This window comes from Acetomicrobium thermoterrenum DSM 13490 (assembly GCF_900107215.1).
In the GTDB taxonomy this organism is placed as follows: Bacteria; Synergistota; Synergistia; order Synergistales; family Acetomicrobiaceae; genus Acetomicrobium; species Acetomicrobium thermoterrenum.
The window spans coordinates 169880-189437 of record NZ_FNPD01000002.1; the positions used below are offsets into that span (position 1 = coordinate 169880).

Genomic DNA, 19558 nt, shown 5'->3' on the forward strand with positions numbered 1-19558 from the left:
AGGCTTTTAGGTATGGAGCGAAACATTAGAGTATTGCTAAACGGTCGTGAAGTCTACGGTTACCCGGGACAAACGATATTAGATCTTTGCAAGGATTGTGGTGTGGACATACCTTTTCTGTGTTACGATCCGCATCTTTCGACACACGGAGGATGTTCTGTTTGCCTGGTGGAAGTGAAGGGGGCCAAGGCTTTGGTGCGAGCCTGCTCCAATAAGATATCCCAGGGCATGGAGATATACACCAATACGGAAAGAACTGTCGCGGCAAGGAGGACAGCTCTGGAGCTTTTGTTATCGGATCACTTTGGAGATTGCAGACCGCCCTGTACTCTTGCCTGCCCTGCCAGAGGTGATGTTCAAGGTTACGTAAACTTAGCTGCCTCCGGCTTTTACAAAGAAGCCTTGGACTTGCTCCACGAAAACGTAACCCTTCCTGCTTCCATAGGACGAATTTGTCCTGCACCCTGCCAGGAAAAGTGCAGACGCAATTTCGTCGACGAAGAACCTGTTTCCATAAGGGAGATCAAGCGCTTCGTAGGAGACTGGGCCATCGAAAATGGCATGCTGGGCCACATAGACGAAATACAGGAAAACGGCCACAACGTAGCTATTGTAGGGGGAGGCCCCGCTGGATTATCGGCTGCCTTTTTTCTCAGAAAAAAAGGTTATGCCGTGACTATTTTCGAGAAAGAATCGCATCTGGGAGGCATGATGCGATACGGGATCCCAGAGTACAGGCTACCCCGAGACATCATGCAGAAAGAAATAGACTGGTTGCTGTCGTGGGGCATAAAGGTCCAGACGGACACTGCCCTTGGAAGAGATATAACTTTAGAGCAATTGCGCAGGGAATTTGATGCCATATTGCTCGCCTTTGGCTGCTGGCAAAGCACACCTTTACGCGTCCCGGGAGAGGACCTAAAGGGTGTATTTGGCGGAATAAATTTCCTGTATCAGGTGAATAACCGTCTTCCCGTAGAGATAGGCAAGAAAGTCGCTGTCATCGGGGGTGGAAATACCGCAATGGACGCCTGTCGATGCGCCAAAAGGCTTGGGGCTGAAGAAGTTACAGTAGTTTACAGACGCACAAGACAGGAAATGCCGGCCGAGGACGCTGAAATCGAGGAGGCAATGGAAGAAGGGATAAACTTTATTTTCCTTGCAGCACCCAAGGAAATATCAGGTGACGAATCGGTCCGTGAACTTGTGTGCGAAAAGATGGTCCTTGGCGAGCCCGACGAATCGGGAAGAAGAAGGCCCATTCCTACGGGAGAAACATTTACCTTGACTGTAGATACCGTGATAGCTGCAATAGGACAAAGGGCCGTACTCGACTTTCTGCCGCCTGAAATCCACGACGGCCGAAAGATTTTAGGCGATGACAACTACGCTACCCCTCTCGAAAAGGTATTTCTATGCGGAGATTTGAGGACCGGACCCGATATAGCAATTGCGGCTATAGGGGAAGGCCATTTTGCTGCTGAATCTATACATCATTTTATTACCCGCGGATATCCCAAGCGCCCCTTTGAATGCGACGTCACAAGAGAAGACCTAGGGCCCGAAGATTTCAGGGACAAGAAAAAACAACCCAGGGAAATGCCTAAAATCTTCCCGGCAGAGGAAAGACTTGAAAAACCCTTCAAAGAATTCAGCAAGGGGCTCACGGAAGAGCAGGTAAAAAGAGATGCCAGCCGATGCATGGAGTGCGGATGTCCCGACGTCTTCGAATGCAAATTGCGCTCTTATTCGATCGAATACGAGGCTTCGCCTACACGGCTTAGCGGAGAAAGGATAAAGCGCCTTGAGGAAAAATTGAAATACTTCGACAGAAACATGGATAAATGTATACTTTGTGGAAGATGCGTCAGGACCTGCGATGAGATCGTCGGACTACATGCCATTGATTTTGTAAGCAGGGGATTTGTCTCGACAATACACGATGCATACATGAAGCCCTTGGATGAATCTGAATGCACGGGGTGCGGCCTTTGCGTGCAGCTATGCCCCGTCGGCGCTCTTACCGAGAAACGAAAAGAGCGTTGGCCTCACAGTGAAATCCCAACGGCCACAAAGACCACCTGCGGTGAATGCTCTCTTGGGTGCGAGATATATGTAAATGCCGACAAGGGGAAACGTAATGTAGTGCGGGTTACCACAGAGTTGGGGTCCCCAACTTCGCCCACTCGCGGGCTGTGTTGTTTCAAGGCGCGAACCTTCCATTTAAAAAGACAAAGGCCGGAAATAAATAAAGATATCAAGGAAACTTTGCCTGAACTCGTCGACTTCCTTCGTTCCGAAGGAGTTGTCTCGCTATTTTTAGGGAACTCGCTGAGCAACGAAGAATATGAGTCCATAAAAGAGTTTTTAAACCGTAAAGGGCAAAATATCGCAGTCTCAATTTTGGAAGCCGATGACTTTAAAGCTTTCACGTCCCTTGCCGAGGAGGCAAACTTGAAGAGATGTACGCTGGGACAAATCTACGAATCCGATGTCGTCTTCCTTATTGACGAAAACATGGATCAGGAAGTACCTTTGATCACCACGATGTTACGCAAAAATGTCAGAGAAGATGGCTTAAATGTAATTTACTTGGGAAGCGATCCTGGATTGCTCGACAGGGGTACCACAATTTTACTGAAGACCGATGTAGCGGAAATATATCCTATACTCGAATCTTTCACAGATGAAAAGCTGATCAAAAAGACATCGGAGCTCTCGGGGATAAAGGAGACAACGCTTATCAGGGCAATAAATACACTAAAATCAGCCAAATATCCTATTTTCTTGGCGGGACCAAAAGTTACCTCAAATGCCTCTTCAGCCAAGGCGTTCGTAAAATTATGTTCGACCTTGGACAAATGCTCCTACATACCTCTCTATCGGGGTGCTAATACCGAGGGAGCTTTACGCGTACTTGGAGATATTTTAACTCCGACAATCGATAATCTGAGCATGATCAAGAAGGGCCAGGTTACAAAGCTGGTGTTGGTCGAACCCGATCAAGCCACCGTTGAAGTCCTACAAGGGGTCAATGCGGACAATCGTGCCAAATGTGCCCTCTTGGCATCGAGATCATTCGAGGATATTAAAGCAGATCTGGTAATGCCAATTGCGGGTTGGTACGAAAGGCGGGGAAAGGTAATAAACGTATCGGGAGAGATCTTGAAACAAGAAATAACCGTAATACCTCAGAAAAAGAGCAAAACCCTATCTTCGTTAATCAAAGCACTCACAGAAATCTGAAAAACGTCAGAAAATGCAAAATAATTAAGCGGGAGGATTCTCCCGCTTAATTATTATATTCGAGCTAGGGATACAAAGTATATTTACTCTTCTTCCGCCTCAGCTTGAGCCTGAGCTATTATCTTTTTGGCCAGGTCTTGAGGGACTTCTTCGTAGTGAGAATATTCCATGGAGAAACTGCCTCGGCCCGAAGTCATGGAACGAAGGACGATGGCATACCTGAACATTTCCGCAAGAGGCACTTGGGCCTTAACCACCTGTAATCTCCCTCTGCTCTCGATACCCATAATTCTCCCTCTTCTAGAGTTCAAATCGCCCATGACATCGCCCAGATACTCCTCGGGCACTACTACTTCCACGTCCATGATCGGTTCAAGTAAGACGGGAGAGCCTTCCATAAAACACTTCTTGAAAGCCATTGAAGCTGCTATTTTAAAGGCCATTTCTGAAGAATCGACTTCATGGTAAGAGCCGTCGTAAAGAACGGCCTTAAAATCTATGGCAGGATAGCCGGCAAGGACACCCTTTTGAGCTGCCTCTCTTAATCCTTTTTCGACGGCAGGAATGTATTGCTTGGGAACGACCCCACCGACAATACGATCCTCAAACTCGACACCGCTGCCCCGCTCTGTAGGCTGCAACTCAAGCCACACGTCCCCGTATTGTCCTCGGCCACCGGTTTGCTTCTTGTATTTGCCTTGCGCTTTAGAGGGCTTTTTGATGGTCTCTCTGTATGGAACTTTGGGTAAACGAGTTTCGAGTTCCACGCCATATCTTTCTTTAATGCGCGACAGGACTACGTCCAGATGTAAATCTCCCATGCCTGAAAGGAGGTGGTCTCCGGTTTCAACGTTTTTCTCATAGCGCAACGTGGAATCCTCTTCGAGCATGCGATGAATAGCGTTAGACAGCTTATCTTCGTCAGCCCTGCTTTTAGGAACGACTGCCAGGCTATAAACGGGATTCGGAAATTGAATCGCGGGAAACGTAAAATCGACTCCCTTGACTGCAACGGTATCCCCGACACCGGCGTTTTGCAACTTGGGGATAGCCACAATGTCTCCCACTGTCACCTCTTTAACGTCCTTCCCTTCCTTGCCCCTCATGAACCTTAGAGAGCTTATCCTTTCCTCGACCTTTTTATTTACAATGAATACAGATTGATCCGAAGTCAAGGTCCCTGAAAATACTCTAACGAATGATAGCTTTCCCACATAGGGATCGACCATGACTTTAAAACAGAGAGAGCTGAATTTCTCATTGGGATCGGGCTTCACTTTTACTTCATTGCCCTCTGCATCTATCGCCTTTCTGGGAAACATATCTACTGGGGAGGGCAGAATATCGGTTATGGTATCTAAAAGCTGGAATATTCCGATATTCGCAAGAGCCGAACCGGGCAATACGGGCATCACTATCCTATTTAACACCGCCTTTTTCAATGCCTCTACCAACTCTTGTTCTTCCAGTTCTTCTCCGTCGAGGTAACGCATCATCAGTTCATCGTCAACTTCCACTACCCTCTCCACCAAGGCTTCACGGGCAGAGGAAAGTCCTTCCTCGAGTTCGGAGGGACAATCAATCTCCTTATACTCTCGACTTCCATCACCTTTATATATAAAGGCCTTTCCGGTCAGCACATTTACTAAGCCTTTAAAATTTGTTTCCTGACCGATGGGTAAAAACAACGGAAGTGCTTTATTCGTCAAAACCTCCTGAATTTCTTTCAATGTCCTGTAAAAATCAGCATTTTCCCTTTCCACTTTATTTATAAAAAACAGTACGGGTACGGAAAAATCCTCGGCAAAATCGAAGGCCTTTTCAGTTTGAACTTCCACGCCATCGACTCCGCTTACAACTATAACCGCCGAGTCAGCCACTCGCATTCCCGAACGCAGATCTCCAATGAAATCGGCATAACCAGGGGTATCAAGAACAAACATCCTTTTGCCATTATAGTCGAAGGTTGCGACAGATGTATTGATAGAAATCTGTCTCTTCTGTTCTTCGGCGTCATAATCGCTGACGGTATTGCCATCCTCTACTTTACCTAAACGTCCAATAACTTCCGCATCGAACAACATTGCCTCGACCAGCGATGTCTTTCCTGCACCTCCGTGAGCTGCTACCGCAATCGTTCTCGTATCCTCAGGTTTGTGCGCTCCCATCGTCCTACCCCCCTAATTTAAATCTTGCTCATGATGAGCGATTGCACCTCTTTCGGATCTGCCTGTCCTTTCGTTTCTCTCATGACAATGCCCTGTAAAAATTTAACTTTTTTACCTTTTTTATCCTTGCCAGCTCTTATCTCTTCTACAACCTCAGCGTTTTCAGCTAGGACTTTGACGACAATTGCTTCCAAATCGGAGCCTGTTAATTTACCTGTGCTTAACCCTAAAGCTCTAATGGCGTCATCGACATTTAATGATTTTTCCAACATCATGGCGAAAACCTCTTTTGCAGCTGTCGTCGAAAGATCCCCTCTATCGATTCGAGACAAAAGAAGGGCCATCTCATCCGGCGGTATCGTAAGCTCCTCTGCAGAAATTGCTCTCTCGTTTAATACCCTCATTATTTCAGTCCTTATCCAGTTTGACGCCACTTTAACGGGAGATCCTCGTTTGACTAGATCATCCATGAGAAGAGCCACATCGCGCCGCTCCGTAAGTACCTCCGCCTCTTCGAGGGATAAACCGTAATCGCTGATAAATCTGTCCCTTACTTCCCACGGAAGTTCGGGCAGTTCCTTGCACAACTGAACTATGGTTCTCTCATCCACGACAAGGGGAGGAAGATCGGGATCGGGAAAATATCTGTAATCCTCGGCTTCTTCCTTGCTGCGGCTTGAAATGGTCTTACCCGAATCGTCATCCCAATGCCTGGTCTCGCGAACTATCGTCTCCCCTTTGCTTTTAACTTCTTTCTGCCTTTCGTATTCGTACTCCAGGGCTCTCTCTAAAGCTTTTAGGGAGTTCATATTTTTTACTTCTACCTTTTCACCCCATTTGCCGCCCGATTCCATTATCGAAATGTTTGCGTCAACTCTCAACGATCCCGACTCCATGTCGCCGTCAGAAACCCCGAGATATCTGACCAATTGACGCAATCTAGACACGAACTCCCTTGCCTGCTTTGGGGATGTTATGTCAGGTTGGGTGACTATTTCCATCAAAGGAACTCCCGACCGGTTATAATCTACAAGAGAATAATCAGCACCCATCAACCTTCCGCCGACAGCAGCATGGACAAGTTTTCCGGCATCTTCTTCCAAATGAAGTCTTTGTATTCTGATCTTGTGCGCCTTTCCGTCATCATTTACCTCAAGATGACCATCAACGGCAAGGGGCAAATCGTATTGACTTATCTGGTAGGCCTTGGGAAGATCGGGATAAAAATAATGTTTTCTATGGAACACGGTATGGGTATTGACTTTGCACCGCATAGCCAAGGCCATCCTGACTGCATACATTATGGCCCTTTCGTTAATGACCGGAAGAGATCCCGGCAAACCCAGGCAGATAGGGCATACATGGTTGTTTGGCCTAGCGCCAATATAATCAGTCGAACAAGAGCAAAACATCTTGGATTTCGTCGATAATTGAACATGAATTTCCAGTCCTATTACAGGAATAAATTCGTTCACTTTCGATCGCCCCCTAAAGCAGTTGCAGCCGGTCCTACTACCTGTTCAATAACCGAAGCCGCTTTTAAGATATCGCCTTCTCCAAACTTCTTTCCTATCAATTGAACGCCCACGGGCAGCCCGGACTGGCTCATCGATGCTCTCATCGACAAAGCTGGCAAGCCCGCCAAATTAACGGGTATAGTAAAAAGGTCTGCCATGTAGGCTTTGACTGGGTCAGTCAGCTTCTCGCCCCGTTTAAAGGGTAACGTAGGCGTTGCAGGAGTTATCAAGACATCGGCTTTTGAAAAGGCTGCATTGAATTCTCTGATGATGAGCTGCCTCACCTTCTGTGCCTGCAAGTAATAGGCATCGTATCTGCTGGAACCTAGGACGAACGTCCCGATCAGTATTCTCCTTTTTACTTCGGGGCCGAAACCTGAGCCGCGGCTTTTGAGGTACAGTTCCTTCAAATCATCGGCAGCCACGGAAAAACCGTATTGCACTCCGTCGAAACGGGCCAAATTGGAGCTTGCTTCGGCTGGCGCTATAGTGTAGTAACAAGGAAGGCCGTATCGTGTCGATATCGGCAAATCGACCTCCACTATTTCAGCACCAGACTCCTGGCATATTTCTATGGTTTGGGAAATTGCTCTTTTTATCTCATCATCAATTTCTAGGGATTCATAACCCGCCAAATATCCAACTTTAAAACCTTCAAGGGAAGTTACGTTTAAAAATTCGGCGTAATTCGGCCTTTCCTTTCTGGCACATGTAGCATCTCTGGCGTCAGGTTCAGATATGACCTGTAAAATTGCCGCTACGTCCTTCAAACTTCTGGCAAAAGGGCCAATTTGATCCAACGAAGAAGCAAAGGCAATTAAGCCGAACCTACTGACTAGGCCGTATGTCGGCTTTAATCCATACACCCCACAAAAGGCAGCAGGTTGCCTAATGGAGCCACCGGTGTCACTTCCCAAAGCAATGGGAGCATAACCTGCAGCAACGGATGCGGCACTACCTCCCGAGCTTCCCCCAGGCACTCTGGACAAATCCCATGGGTTCAAGGCCGGGCCAAAGGCAGAAAACTCCGTCGAGCTTCCCATAGCAAATTCATCCATGTTGGCTTTGCCAATTATCACCGCTCCGGCGCGCTCTAAGCATTCAACTACATGTGCACTGTAGGGAGAAATCCAATTTTCCAGCATCCTACTTCCGCAGGTAGTCCTTACCCCGTCGACTGTAATGTTATCCTTCACTACAACGGGCACTCCGAAAAGGGACCCCAACTCTTCGCCCCTCGCTAAAGCAGCATCCAACATCCACGATCTGGAACGGGCCTCTTCGTAGAGAGGCGTTATAAGGGCGTTCAAATTTCTTTCGTTAACCTCTATGTATTCCAGGGCCGTCTCTATTACATCTGAAACCGTGAAATCACCTTTTTTGTAACCTTCCACAAGATCTAAAGCCGATAACTTCAAAAACTCGCTATTTTTCATCGTGATCGCCCTCCACAATTCGCGGCACCTTGAAGTAGCCCTCTTCGGAGACCGGAGCCTGGGAAAGCACCTCGCTGTATCTGTTCCACGCCACAACTTCGTCTTTACGCCAGGGCATGGGTTCCATATCCTCTAGACTAAAGGGATTTATATCCTTTGCATTAAGTTCGCTTAACGTCTGAAGCTGATCCAAAATATTTTTAAACTGCGTACCGATATGTTTAATTTCATCTTCATTGAGCTCCAGCATGGCCAACTTGGCTACGCGTCTTATTTCTTCGACTAGTCCATCCGATGTCCCACTCATAGCACAAACCTCCTCAATTTCCTTTTTTCGACTTTGCTTCGTCGACCCATATCCAAAAAGTTTGCTCATCAACAATTTTAACACCAAGTTCCTGGGCTTTTGCCAACTTGCTTCCCGGGTTACGACCAACTACGACGAAAGCTACATTCCTGCTCACGGAACTAGATGGAATTGCCCCAAGATCCTTAACTATATTTTCTGCCTCGTTCCTGGTAGCCTTTTCAAGTTCGCCTGTAAAAACTATTTTCCACCCTTCCCAAGGTCCCTCTTGCCTTTCGGACTCTTCCTCCGCCATCTTAATGCCACATCTGGCCAAATCCTTTATGGTAGCAAGGTTTTTTTCATCTCTGAAGAATGCCACGATGGATGAAGCGATCTGGGGGCCAATACCCGGAATGTCCGATAGATCCTGGATGTCCGCCTTGGCCAGGTTATCCATACTTTTAAATCTTTCGGCTAATATTTCTGCCGTCCTGGAACCGACATATCTAATGCCAAGGGCATATATAAGCCTCGAAAGGGGCCTGTCCTTTGAGCTGTTAATGGCATTTATTAATTTTTCAGCAGATTTTGGACCCATTCTGTCGAGGGAAATTAGATCTTCCTTTTTCAGCTTATACAGATCCGCAAATCCACCGACCATCTTTTTATCCACCAACTGCTCTATTATCTTTTCGCCCAAACCCTTTATATCCATAGCGTCACGGGAAGCAAAATGTTTTATACTTTCCTTTATTTGAGCCGGGCATGACTTGTTCGGACATCGATAAGCAACTTCGCCTACCAACCTGACCACTGTTGCTCCGCAAACAGGACAATTCTCCGGTATGGCAAAAGGTCTCTCTTGGCCCGTCCTTGCCGAGTAGTCCACTCGAACTACTTCCGGTATAATTTCGCCCGCCTTGCGCACGTATACGTAATCTCCAACCCGCACATCCAGGCGCTTTATTTCGTCTTCATTGTGTAGGCTTGCACGCTGGACCACGGTACCGGCAAGCCTGACCGGTTCTAGTATTGCAACGGGGGTGAGGGCACCCGTTCTGCCGACTGAAACTTCTATCCTCAAAAGGCGCGTCCTTTGTTCTTCCGCCGGATATTTAAACGCTATCTGCCATCTTGGAGCTTTAGCGGTAGTTCCCAGCAGTTCGTAGGCTGTCAGATCGTCTACTTTAACCACCACGCCATCGGTAGCATAGGCCAAGGAGTGTCTTTTTTCTTTCCATTCTTCTATGTAGTTCCACAACCCTTCAAAGTTTTTACATATCCTCTCATTCCCCTGGGTGGGAAAGCCCTTGTTTCGCAGCCAGGAAAGGACTTGAAATTGAGAAAACAGGCCGTACTCTTCCGGATGGACTACCTGATAGACGAAAATGCGAAGCCTGCGTTTGGCGGTCACGTTAGGATCAAGCTGTCTTAAACTGCCAGCAGCAGCATTCCTCGGGTTGGCAAAAAGGGGCTCCCCATCTTCTTCGCGAGATCTGTTGAGCGAGGCGAAGTCTTCCTTGGTCATGTAAACTTCGCCTCTGACCTCAAGTCTTCCAGGCAAAAGTTCCATAAGCCGCAAGGGAAGGCTCTTGATGGTCCGCAAATTCTCTGTAACGTCCTCGCCGACCCTTCCATCTCCCCTCGTGGCTCCCAAAACAAAGCGTCCATCTTCATAAACTAAAGACACGGCAATGCCGTCTACTTTCAGTTCTGTAGTAAAATCTACTTCTCTTTCCAGAATTCGATGTACCCTGGAGACGAAACTTTGAAGCTCTTCTTGAGTAAAAACGTTGTCCATGGAAAGCATGGGAATCTCGTGAACTACTTTCCTGAATTCCTCTTTCGGTTTCCCGCCCACTCTTTGAGTAGGAGAATCGGGAGTTATAATTTCCGGGAAACGCCTTTCAAGCTCTACCAGCTCTCTGTAAAGGGCATCATATTCCTCATCTGTAATAACCGGAGAATCGAGGACATAATAGTAATAGTTGTGTTTTTCTATCTCTTTTCTCAGCCCTTCTGCCCTTTTTTTAGCTTCCCCCAAATCCACCAACATCACTCCTTGGGACGCATCGTAGGAAACAGAATGACATCTCTGATTGAACTTGAATTGGTCAAAAACATCGTCAATCGATCTATTCCGATGCCCAATCCGCCCGTTGGCGGTAAACCGTGCTCCAGGGCTGTTACAAAGTCCTCATCGAAGGCATGGGCTTCCTCATCTCCTGCTTCTCTCTTTTTAAGTTGATCCAAGAAACGTTCTCTCTGATCCAGTGGATCGTTAAGCTCGCTAAAGGCATTTGCGACCTCAGCTCCGCATATAAAAAGCTCGAACCTTCGGGTAAAGTCGGGGTTTTCAGGATCACGTTTGGCAAGTGGCGATATTTCCACGGGATAACCCAATACGAAAGTAGGTTGTATAAGTTTGTCCTCCACAAAATTATCAAAAAATTCTGTCATGATCAAAAGCCTGCTCTCGTTTCCCTTTATTTCGAGACCCCTTTCCTTTGCTATCCTTCTGGCTTCCTCGTCGGTAATATTTAAAAAATCAACACCACAATGTTCCTTGACCAAATCCACCATGGTTGCCCTCCTAAAAGGGGGTTCGTAATTTATCATATGCTCTCCGTAGGGCAATTGCCTGCTTCCCATGGCATCAGCACAGGCCACTATAATTTCCTCGGTCAGGTTCATCATATCATCGTAGTTGGCATAGGCCCAGTAAACTTCCATTGCCGTAAATTCGGGATTATGCATGGAATCTATGCCTTCGTTTCTGAAATTCTTACCTATTTCATACACGCGTTCATACATGCCGACGATCAGTCGCTTCAGGTAAAGCTCGGTGGCTATCCTAAGATATAGGTTTATGCCCAAAGCATTGTGAAAAGTAATGAAAGGCCTGGCCGTCGCCCCTCCTGCTATGGGAGATAGCATTGGCGTCTCGACCTCGAGCGTCCCGTGGGACTCCAATACTTCTCTGAAGGTCTTTATGATCTTTGCTCGCTTCCGAAAAACTTCCCTAACCTCAGGATTGGCTATGAGATCTAAGTAACGCTGTCTATAACGAACCTCTGTGTCTTTCAGGCCGTGCCATTTTTCGGGCAATGGCCTTAAAGCCTTGCTCAATAACTTGAAATCAGTCACCAAAAGCGATAGCTCGCCCCTCTTCGTTCTGAAGGGATGTCCGACGATTCCAAGATAATCTCCGGTATCTACCCACTTCTTGAACCATTCGTAATCCTCATTGAGAGTATCAAACCTAAAATAAAGTTGAAGCCTGTCGGTATCGTCTTCGAGATGGACAAATGATGCCTTACCATGTTTTCTGATTGCCATTACGCGACCGGCAGTTTTAATGAGGGCGTCTTCGTCCATCTCGTCCGGTCCTAAATGGGAAAAATTAGAACGAACGAAAGATAATTTATGCTCCTTATCCCACTTATCGATCACAAAGGGGTTAAATCCGGCATCCTTGCGAAGCCGTTCTAATTTTTCCATCCGTTGTTTTATTATTTCCCTTTCCGGAGTAGATCGTTCTTCCATATTAGTGTTTTCGGTGCTCATTCATTGCTTCCTCCTTAGCGCAAAAGTCACTAAAATTATTGGCAAAAGAATTAAATAATTCAAAGGCTTGTGTAATGCCATGGGCTCTTGCCATAGAAGATCGCAATTGTGAAGCCCCAGGCATTCCTTTAAAAATACATGATAAGAAGCGACGAAGCAAGTGCATGGCTAAATTATCCTTAACTTGACACAAATCGGATAGAAAAGAACGAAATATCTCCCTCTGAAATTCAAAGGTAGCTTTTCTGTCATTTCGAAAGCCCAACTTAGCCAGGGCATCTAAAACGATGAAAGGATCTTTCAAGGCACCTCGCGCCACTAAAACCCCTATGCAACCCTTTTCCAAATAATCGAGTACGTCGTCTGAGGTAAAAACGTCTCCTGTACCCGTTATTTTACCCGGGAAAGCTCTGGCTACCTCGCCGATAATATTTCTGTCGGAACTTCCCTTATACCCCTGCGAAACGGTTCTTCCATGCAAAGCTACGTTCTTGGCGCCAGCAGAGATCAATAGATCACACCAACTTGCTACATCCTTCAAATTGCGACTGGGAATTCTGGTTTTAACCCATATCGGAAATCCTAAATTTTTGGCCTGTCTAATCATCTCAGCGGCCACATGGGGGCGATTTATTAATGACGCGCCGCCACCGGATGCCATAACTTTTTTCGAAGGACAGGCCATGTTAATGCTTAAGGCCTCAAAGGAGCTGATTCGGAAGGCTTCCTGAGCGGCTTCCAAAAGGGAAGCCACATCTCCAGAAAAAAGCTGCAACACCAACGGACCCTCGTCATGATGCCGTTGCAAAGAATAAAATGCAGAGGAATGTCCTTCCATCAAAGCTCTGGAAGCAACCATCTCTGTATGGGCCAAACCGACACCTACCCGAAAAAACATCCTTCTGACGGGCCAGGATGTTATATCTGCCATTGGGGCAAGCCATAGAGGGTTATTTGGCATTTTGTTCATATATAAGTCTCAAGCCCTCCAACGTTAAATTGGAATCAACTGTATTTATTCTGCTCGACCATCTAGCGACTATCTCGGCATGCCCTCCCGTAGCAATGACTTTTGGCGTTTCCTTCTGCTCTTGCGACATTCGATCAACTAAACCATCTATCAAACCCGCATATCCTATAAGTATACCTGACCTCATCGATTCTGACGTAGATCTGCCAACGACCCTCTTTGGAGGCTCGAGAGTGACGAGGGGGAGTTTTGCCGTCTTTCCGAATAGCGCCTCTATGCTGGCAAGCAAGCCAGGTGCTATTGCACCACCGAGGTAAACGCAGTTTGACGTCACGTAATCAAGGGTAACTGCCGTGCCAAAATCGACAACTATTACAGGACATCCATGATGATGAACAGCCGCCACCGCATTTACAAGCCTGTCTGCTCCGATTTCGGCCGGTGCTTCGTACCCCACTTCGATTCCAAGATCAAGCTCTGAATTTACAACCATAGATTCGATGCCCAAGTATTTGCATATGCCACGGCTCCAGGCAGCTTCCAATGGCGGAACCACACTCGATATTATTGACCCTGAGATGAGATCTTGACTTATTTTAGTCATATTAAGCAATCCCGTAAGGTATATCCCCAGCTCGTCTTCGGTACGCCTTTCAGAGGTGAGTCTCCAATCGGCGATCAGGCAAGCGCCATCAAAGATACCAACGCAAGTGTGGGTATTTCCTATATCTAGCACAAGAAGCATTGCAAAAACCTCCCATCAAATCAAGATAATAACATTATATAAACGAACAACCCACAACTTGAAAGACAAAAATTCCTAAAATTGTTAAAACTTAATCTTTTGGCCAATATAATAAAAAATATTCCAAGGGAAATAAAGGGCCAGGGCCAAACTTCCGTAAGGGTTGCAGGCATCAAAGATGAAATCAGATTAAGCGCCCTTTCAACGGCTACCAACACTCCCTCTATCAAGAGAAGGAAAGGCCTGCCAATTTCGAAGGGCAAGAAAGCAAATGGAGCAAAAAGAATTACTGTCAAAAACAAAATGCCGAACATCGGAATGGCAATGGGATTAATTACAAGCCCTGCCAATGGCAGCGTTCCAAATGTTGCAAGGACACAACCGGCGTTAACAACCCAAAGGAGAGAACTCAGTATAAAGGGCAAAAACTTTTTGGGAAAAATCTCCATGCAACCGATTGTCAGAGCAGACATCACGGATAATTTCCATCCGATATCCCACACGAACCACGGTCTCCACAATATTAAAGATATGGCCGCTAAGCTGACGGCCTGAAGAAGCTTTATCGGTCTTCCGATCAACTTACCGATCAAAGCGAAGGTAACCATCAATCCGGCACGGGTAGCGCTCGCTGCAAAACCTGTAAAGATCAAGTATACAAATAAAAAAAGAATGGATATTTGTACCTTGAGCCTAGATCCTCTTAAAGTCGAAAAGATTACCCCCACAAGAAGGGCTACGTGGAAGCCGGAGACAGCCAACAAGTGAGAGGTGCCCCAGCTTGAATGAAGTTTCACCAATTCCGGGTCCCTCACGCCCAAAAGCATTGCCAAAAGATATCCCCGAACTCTTGGAGGATAATTCAGCAGTATCCATTCTTTCAACGATGATCGCCAACGATAAACGCTCAAAGGAGAGCTCTTGCGGGACTTTTTCACTTGAAGGCCTACCAGACGACCCACTACACCCCTGGACCTCCAATAAGTATAGGGATTAAATCCGATGTTCCTGCGCTCTATCGGCAATACCGACGCCTTTATACCGACGAAGTCTCCTTCCTTTAAAGCTAAAGAAGGAGATGTAAAACCGACAAATTTTCCCTTGGGTGTCTTGAATACGACTGCCCTTTTGCCGCCCCAGGGCCTTTCGAAAGCAACAACGGCCTTTTCCGCGAGCCTGCCGCTTAAAAAGAGATCTGTCTCTACTCTATAGCTCGACCACAGGCTACCAAACATGCTAACAACAAAGCAGAGGATAAAAACATACGAAGAATTCGGTGTTCCATCGTAGGCACAAAATCCTAAGCCTAAAAAAATAAACCCAGAGACAATGCCCGACAGCCAAAAAGGGAAACCCTTTCCCGTCAAAAGGATGGAAATCACTAGGGATAATAACAAGGATAAACAAGGAGCTTCCCTGAATAACTTCATCGATAGCCAACGGTAATCAGAGGCCTGATTTTTTCCATCTTCTTGGGACCTATTCCCTTTACTTCAAGCAGCTCCTCGACAGAACGAAAACCTCCCTTGTCTTCCCGATAGGATAATATCGCTTGAGCTGTCTTGGGCCCTATTCCGGGCAGCGACTGCAACATCTCGGCAGTTGCACTATTCAGATCTATTAAATCGGAACTACCATGATAGTCCTCAAAGGCATCTTCATCTATTTTCGGGGGCTTCAATTTACCATTTTGGTCTATAAAGACCGCTCCATTTTGCTCACTCAACGTTAGCGGGATATGTTCTCCTTTTTCGGGTACATGGACGTGACACCCATCTTTCAAGTTCGCCGCTAAATTGACGGCAACTGAATCGGCTTTCTCGGTAAGCCCCCCTGCTTCTGCCACCAATTCGTATACCCTGGATCCTTCCGGCAGTTTGTATACGCCCGGACTTTTAACTGCTCCCGTGATATACAAAACCCACACCTTCTCGGGAATGGACGTTCCTGCACCATTTGCGTCGTTTTCTCTTTTTACTCCTTCGAATTTGGTGTTTGTAAGCTCATCGAGGCCGTAATATTTTTCATCTGTTTCATGGACTTTCGATTTGCCTAACGAATAGGCTGTCGAAATGCCGATTGCCAAGATTAAGCATAGAAAAGCTGCTGCTATCCCTTTGAATCTTTTCCCTTTGCTGTATTTTTCAATTTTTCTTTTCGCTTCCTGTATTTTAAATTCTGACTTCGAGGACATCGCTAAAATCTCTAAAAGATACTATTTCGCCATATAAATACCAATTAGACGCACCAGTTATGCGCACTTTGCACAATTTGCCGAGCATGCTTTCATCTCCCGGCACAAGCACCACCTTATCCGTAGGCGTCCTGCCCTGCAACATACCTTTGCCCTTAGGGGCAAAGTCGTCGAGCAATACTTCAAAAACCTTACCCTCTAAGATTTTGTTTTTTTTAAATGAAATAGCGTCTTGCAATTCGTTTACGATTGAAAGCCTTCTCTTTTTTTCTTCTTCAGGGATTTGATCGGGCATATTGGCTGCCGGAGTACCCTCTCTCGGAGAATAGGAAGCGGTATGAACTAAGCCGAATTCCATTGTTTTCAACATCTCTAATGTGCATTGAAAGTCTTCCTCCGTCTCACCAGGGAAACCAACGATTAGGTCGCTGGTTATAGAAACTTCGGGCAGGGCCTCTCGCAGGCGCTTTATTATTCTTCCGTAGCCCTCAACTGTGTAACCCCTGTTCATTTTCTTCAAAATCCTGTCGCTCCCCGACTGAATCGGGAGGTTAACGGCCGGACAAATTTTCGATTCCTCTGCCATTGCTTTTATTACGTCTTCGGTGAAGTCGCGTGGGTGAGAAGTGGTAAAACGAACTCTCAATAGTCGGGGAACCTTAGCCACATCTCGCAGGAGATTAGAGAATCGATAACTTTCTTTAAGATCCTTGCCGTAGGAGTCGACGTTCTGCCCTAAAAGAGTGACCTCGAGGACACCATCATCTACGAGCTCGGATACTTCCTTTAATATCTCGTTAGGTCGCCTCGACACAAACCTCCCCCGCACATAGGGCACAATACAATAAGTGCAGAAATTGTCGCATCCATGGGCAATGGTTACGAATGCCTTATAGGGATTGCTTCTGATTACTGGAGCATCATGTAGATCTATCATTTCCCTGGGATCTTCGTCGAGATATAAGACAGTTTTATGCCTCATTGCATTCTCTAAAGCATCGGGAACCCATCCTATATGTCTCGGTCCTGTTACGACCTTCACTTGAGGAAACCTCCGAAGCAAATCAGCTCCCATGTTCTGGGCCATACATCCGATAACTGCCAAAAGAGGCTTACCCTTTGTCTTGTAGAGTTTCCCGTAACGCCCAATCTCGCTTAACACCTTTTGCTCGGCCTTTTCTCTAATGCTACAGGTTACAATTACCACTGCATCAGCTTCGTTTCTATCGGTCTCAATCCAGCCTCTTCGTATTAAGGATGTTCTCAACCGATCTCCATCGTATTGATTCATCTGACAACCGTATATATCGATAGCGAAACTAAAAGCCATTAATATCATTCCCTTTGCTGATCTTATCTTACAAAGATATTATAGGAACTTATCCATGGTCTAACATCACAGACTTAACAACATCCTTATGGCGCTTACCGTCACCACAACAGACAGTATCAACCTTAGCCACCTATTTCCTTTTAAAATGGCAAAATGCGCCCCTGCAATACCCCCCATGAAATTGCCTATTGCCAAAACGACACCTAATGGAAAGTTAACCATCCCGTTAAGGAGGAAAATCGCTAAGCTTAATGTGGTGAACATTGCTATGACTACGACTTTTAACGCATTGGCGTGAAGAAGATCCTTACCTCCCAACCCGACAAGTGCCCATAAAAGTAAAAAACCTACACCCGCCTGTATAAATCCTCCGTAAATACCTATTAGAAACATGGCAAGGATCAAAACCCATCTGGGCAAGGAAATCTCGCGTTCGCGCTCCCACATATCCGGCTTCAATACCAAAAGTACGGCCATGCAACATATCAACACTGCTACTGCTATCCTCAAATATCTCTCATCCAAACTAACCGCTCCAAATGTGCCCAAGGCAGCACCTAAAAGAGAGGGCAACCCAAAAAACAAACAATCTTTGAGACGAAAAAGTGATTTTTTATGAAAGTGTTGGGCAGCAAAGACGTTTTGAAACAAAACACCAACGCGATTAGTTGCGTTAGCCACCGATACATCTAAACCCATAAAAACTAAAAGAGGTATGGTAAGCAGGCTTCCCCCTCCGGCTAACACGTTCAAAAAACCTGAGCAAAAACCAACGGCAATCACCAATGCAACAGACAATATTGACATTAAGATTCCTCCGATATTTTCAAAAAAATTTTAACGAAATGTGCATGATAATTAAACCAAGCCATATGACTTTGTCAAGTATTGTTTTGCTTTAATATCCTGACATTGCACTTTTTATCGCCTTCACCATCGGAAATCGCTGTGAAACCATTGAAATTCTCTCCATTTTGGGATACAATTTAGGTAAACCTAAATTAGAGGTGACATACCATGAAAAAATCAGCAATAGCGGTGTTAGCGGTAACAATACTGATATGCTTTTTTGGCTCAGCTTTGGCTCAGGGAAGTTATGGATTCAATGGAAAACATTTAGGTTATACACAGCACAATATTTATAACCCTAATACGATAAAAGAATGGAACCACGGACATGCGACAAGTCATATTGCAGGATACAGGTATTATTCTGCTGCCGTGCCATATAAAGTCAAAATCCCCACTTACATAAACCATAACATACGTCACATACAACAACATCGATTTAACTTACGATCAACATTGTATACAGATCCGGCAAACAGATTTAGGATATATCGTCTTCACGAATCGATGTTATCTCTTCAAAACGAAATCGATAGTTGGAAACTAAGACAAAAAATCAGACTGCACAACTTATATGAAAAATAAATCGCCACATCCAGCAAAGGAAGACCCTCAACCTCGTCATTTCACGGGCAATTACGATGTTTCGATTGACATAGCCGATAAATGTTGTAAAATTCTTAAAGCCTAAGCGATCCATAAAGCTCTTTCCTCAAGGAGGTAAGGTATATGTCGACACAGAGAACCCAACAAGACGATGTCATCCTTATGACACGTGAGGGATATCAGAAGTTGAGGGCCGAATTGATTAAACTAAGAAGCGAAGGCCGATCGGAAATATCTCAGCAACTCGAAGAGGCCAGATCCTTTGGCGATTTGAGCGAAAACGCAGAATATCATGCAGCTAAAGAGGCCCAGGCAAAACTAGAGGCCAGAATTCAACAGTTGGAAACACAGTTATCCAAAGCTAAGGTGATAGAGAACGACCAAATAGATACCAGCCAGGTGACTTTAGGGACCAAGGTAACATTGAAAGACTTGGACTTGAATAGAGAATTCACCTATGTAATCGTTAATTCGGAAGAAACCGATCCCAATAATCACAAAATTTCTGTCTCCAGTCCCGTAGGACAGGCGATAATAGGAAAGAGCGTGGGAGATGAGGTTATAGCAAGGGCGCCTCGCGGCGTTAGACGTCTTAAAATTCTTAATATAGACGTATAAAGACAAAATGCTTGAAAAAA

General features: G+C 45.8%; 14 protein-coding genes. 2 read left to right on the forward strand and 12 right to left on the reverse strand.

Annotated features, from left to right (window positions below):
• Nucleotides 1-12 precede the first annotated feature (12 nt).
• Nucleotides 13-3246, forward strand: coding sequence for an FAD-dependent oxidoreductase (locus BLU12_RS02465; protein WP_091460329.1), 3234 nt, complete (start codon nucleotides 13-15; stop codon nucleotides 3244-3246).
• A gap of 83 nt (nucleotides 3247-3329) precedes the next feature.
• Here the strand turns inward: BLU12_RS02465 and fusA are convergent, their stop codons facing one another.
• Genes fusA through BLU12_RS02525 form a run of 12 tightly spaced genes read right to left on the reverse strand, consistent with a single transcriptional unit; the run spans nucleotide 3330 to nucleotide 18272 of the window.
• Nucleotides 3330-5414 (reverse strand): elongation factor G, encoded by a 2085-nt coding sequence (fusA, locus tag BLU12_RS02470; protein WP_091460330.1) that lies wholly within the window; start codon nucleotides 5412-5414, stop codon nucleotides 3330-3332.
• 17 nt (nucleotides 5415-5431) lie between these two features.
• Nucleotides 5432-6889 (reverse strand): Asp-tRNA(Asn)/Glu-tRNA(Gln) amidotransferase subunit GatB, encoded by a 1458-nt coding sequence (gene gatB / locus BLU12_RS02475; RefSeq protein ID WP_091460332.1) that lies wholly within the window; start codon nucleotides 6887-6889, stop codon nucleotides 5432-5434.
• Nucleotides 6886-8367 carry an Asp-tRNA(Asn)/Glu-tRNA(Gln) amidotransferase subunit GatA gene (gene gatA, locus BLU12_RS02480; protein WP_091460334.1) on the reverse strand — a complete coding sequence of 494 codons (1482 nt, stop codon included), beginning with the start codon at nucleotides 8365-8367 and terminating at the stop codon, nucleotides 6886-6888. Before gatA ends, gatB begins: the two co-directional genes overlap by 4 nt.
• Nucleotides 8357-8674, reverse strand: coding sequence for an Asp-tRNA(Asn)/Glu-tRNA(Gln) amidotransferase subunit GatC (gene gatC / locus BLU12_RS02485; protein ID WP_091460336.1), 318 nt, complete (start codon nucleotides 8672-8674; stop codon nucleotides 8357-8359). The genes gatA and gatC overlap by 11 nt, the downstream gene beginning before the upstream one ends.
• A gap of 13 nt (nucleotides 8675-8687) precedes the next feature.
• Nucleotides 8688-10712, reverse strand: coding sequence for an NAD-dependent DNA ligase LigA (gene ligA, locus BLU12_RS02490; RefSeq protein ID WP_091460338.1), 2025 nt, complete (start codon nucleotides 10710-10712; stop codon nucleotides 8688-8690).
• Nucleotides 10712-12223, reverse strand: coding sequence for a lysine--tRNA ligase (lysS, locus tag BLU12_RS02495; protein WP_091460339.1), 1512 nt, complete (start codon nucleotides 12221-12223; stop codon nucleotides 10712-10714). The genes ligA and lysS overlap by 1 nt, the downstream gene beginning before the upstream one ends.
• Nucleotides 12204-13193: a tRNA dihydrouridine synthase gene (locus BLU12_RS02500; protein ID WP_091460341.1), complete on the reverse strand. Its 990-nt coding sequence runs from the start codon at nucleotides 13191-13193 to the stop codon at nucleotides 12204-12206. Before BLU12_RS02500 ends, lysS begins: the two co-directional genes overlap by 20 nt.
• Nucleotides 13174-13938, reverse strand: coding sequence for a type III pantothenate kinase (locus tag BLU12_RS02505; RefSeq protein WP_091460343.1), 765 nt, complete (start codon nucleotides 13936-13938; stop codon nucleotides 13174-13176). The genes BLU12_RS02500 and BLU12_RS02505 overlap by 20 nt, the downstream gene beginning before the upstream one ends.
• Nucleotides 13939-13958: 20 nt before the next feature.
• A complete protein-coding gene (locus BLU12_RS02510; RefSeq protein ID WP_234945384.1) occupies nucleotides 13959-15335 on the reverse strand; it encodes a ComEC/Rec2 family competence protein in 1377 nt (458 codons plus the stop codon).
• Between the two features lie 29 nt (nucleotides 15336-15364).
• Nucleotides 15365-16132 carry a helix-hairpin-helix domain-containing protein gene (locus BLU12_RS02515; RefSeq protein ID WP_091460344.1) on the reverse strand — a complete coding sequence of 256 codons (768 nt, stop codon included), beginning with the start codon at nucleotides 16130-16132 and terminating at the stop codon, nucleotides 15365-15367.
• Complete coding sequence (gene miaB / locus BLU12_RS02520) at nucleotides 16110-17471, reverse strand: tRNA (N6-isopentenyl adenosine(37)-C2)-methylthiotransferase MiaB (RefSeq protein WP_091460346.1); 1362 nt, start codon at nucleotides 17469-17471, stop codon at nucleotides 16110-16112. The genes BLU12_RS02515 and miaB overlap by 23 nt, the downstream gene beginning before the upstream one ends.
• Before the next feature lie 57 nt (nucleotides 17472-17528).
• On the reverse strand, nucleotides 17529-18272 hold the full coding sequence (locus tag BLU12_RS02525) for a sulfite exporter TauE/SafE family protein (protein WP_091460347.1): 744 nt from the start codon (nucleotides 18270-18272) through the stop codon (nucleotides 17529-17531).
• A 771-nt stretch (nucleotides 18273-19043) separates the two neighbouring features.
• Here BLU12_RS02525 and greA point away from each other — a divergent pair.
• Entirely contained in the window at nucleotides 19044-19538 is a 495-nt protein-coding gene (gene greA, locus BLU12_RS02535) for a transcription elongation factor GreA (protein WP_091460350.1), read from the forward strand.
• Nucleotides 19539-19558 lie beyond the last annotated feature (20 nt).

Excerpts from the sequence above, each read along its gene's own strand:
- BLU12_RS02465 (WP_091460329.1), top strand. The coding sequence starts at position 13 with ATGGAGCGAAACATTAGAGTATTGCTAAACGGTCGTGAAGTCTACGGT.
- fusA (WP_091460330.1), bottom strand. The coding sequence starts at position 5,414 with ATGGGAGCGCACAAACCTGAGGATACGAGAACGATTGCGGTAGCAGCT.
- gatA (WP_091460334.1), bottom strand. The coding sequence starts at position 8,367 with ATGAAAAATAGCGAGTTTTTGAAGTTATCGGCTTTAGATCTTGTGGAA.
- gatC (WP_091460336.1), bottom strand. The coding sequence starts at position 8,674 with ATGAGTGGGACATCGGATGGACTAGTCGAAGAAATAAGACGCGTAGCC.
- ligA (WP_091460338.1), bottom strand. The coding sequence starts at position 10,712 with ATGTTGGTGGATTTGGGGGAAGCTAAAAAAAGGGCAGAAGGGCTGAGA.
- lysS (WP_091460339.1), bottom strand. The coding sequence starts at position 12,223 with ATGAGCACCGAAAACACTAATATGGAAGAACGATCTACTCCGGAAAGG.
- BLU12_RS02500 (WP_091460341.1), bottom strand. The coding sequence starts at position 13,193 with ATGAACAAAATGCCAAATAACCCTCTATGGCTTGCCCCAATGGCAGAT.
- BLU12_RS02505 (WP_091460343.1), bottom strand. The coding sequence starts at position 13,938 with ATGCTTCTTGTGCTAGATATAGGAAATACCCACACTTGCGTTGGTATC.
- BLU12_RS02515 (WP_091460344.1), bottom strand. The coding sequence starts at position 16,132 with ATGTCCTCGAAGTCAGAATTTAAAATACAGGAAGCGAAAAGAAAAATT.
- miaB (WP_091460346.1), bottom strand. The coding sequence starts at position 17,471 with ATGATATTAATGGCTTTTAGTTTCGCTATCGATATATACGGTTGTCAG.
- BLU12_RS02525 (WP_091460347.1), bottom strand. The coding sequence starts at position 18,272 with ATGTCAATATTGTCTGTTGCATTGGTGATTGCCGTTGGTTTTTGCTCA.
- greA (WP_091460350.1), top strand. The coding sequence starts at position 19,044 with ATGTCGACACAGAGAACCCAACAAGACGATGTCATCCTTATGACACGT.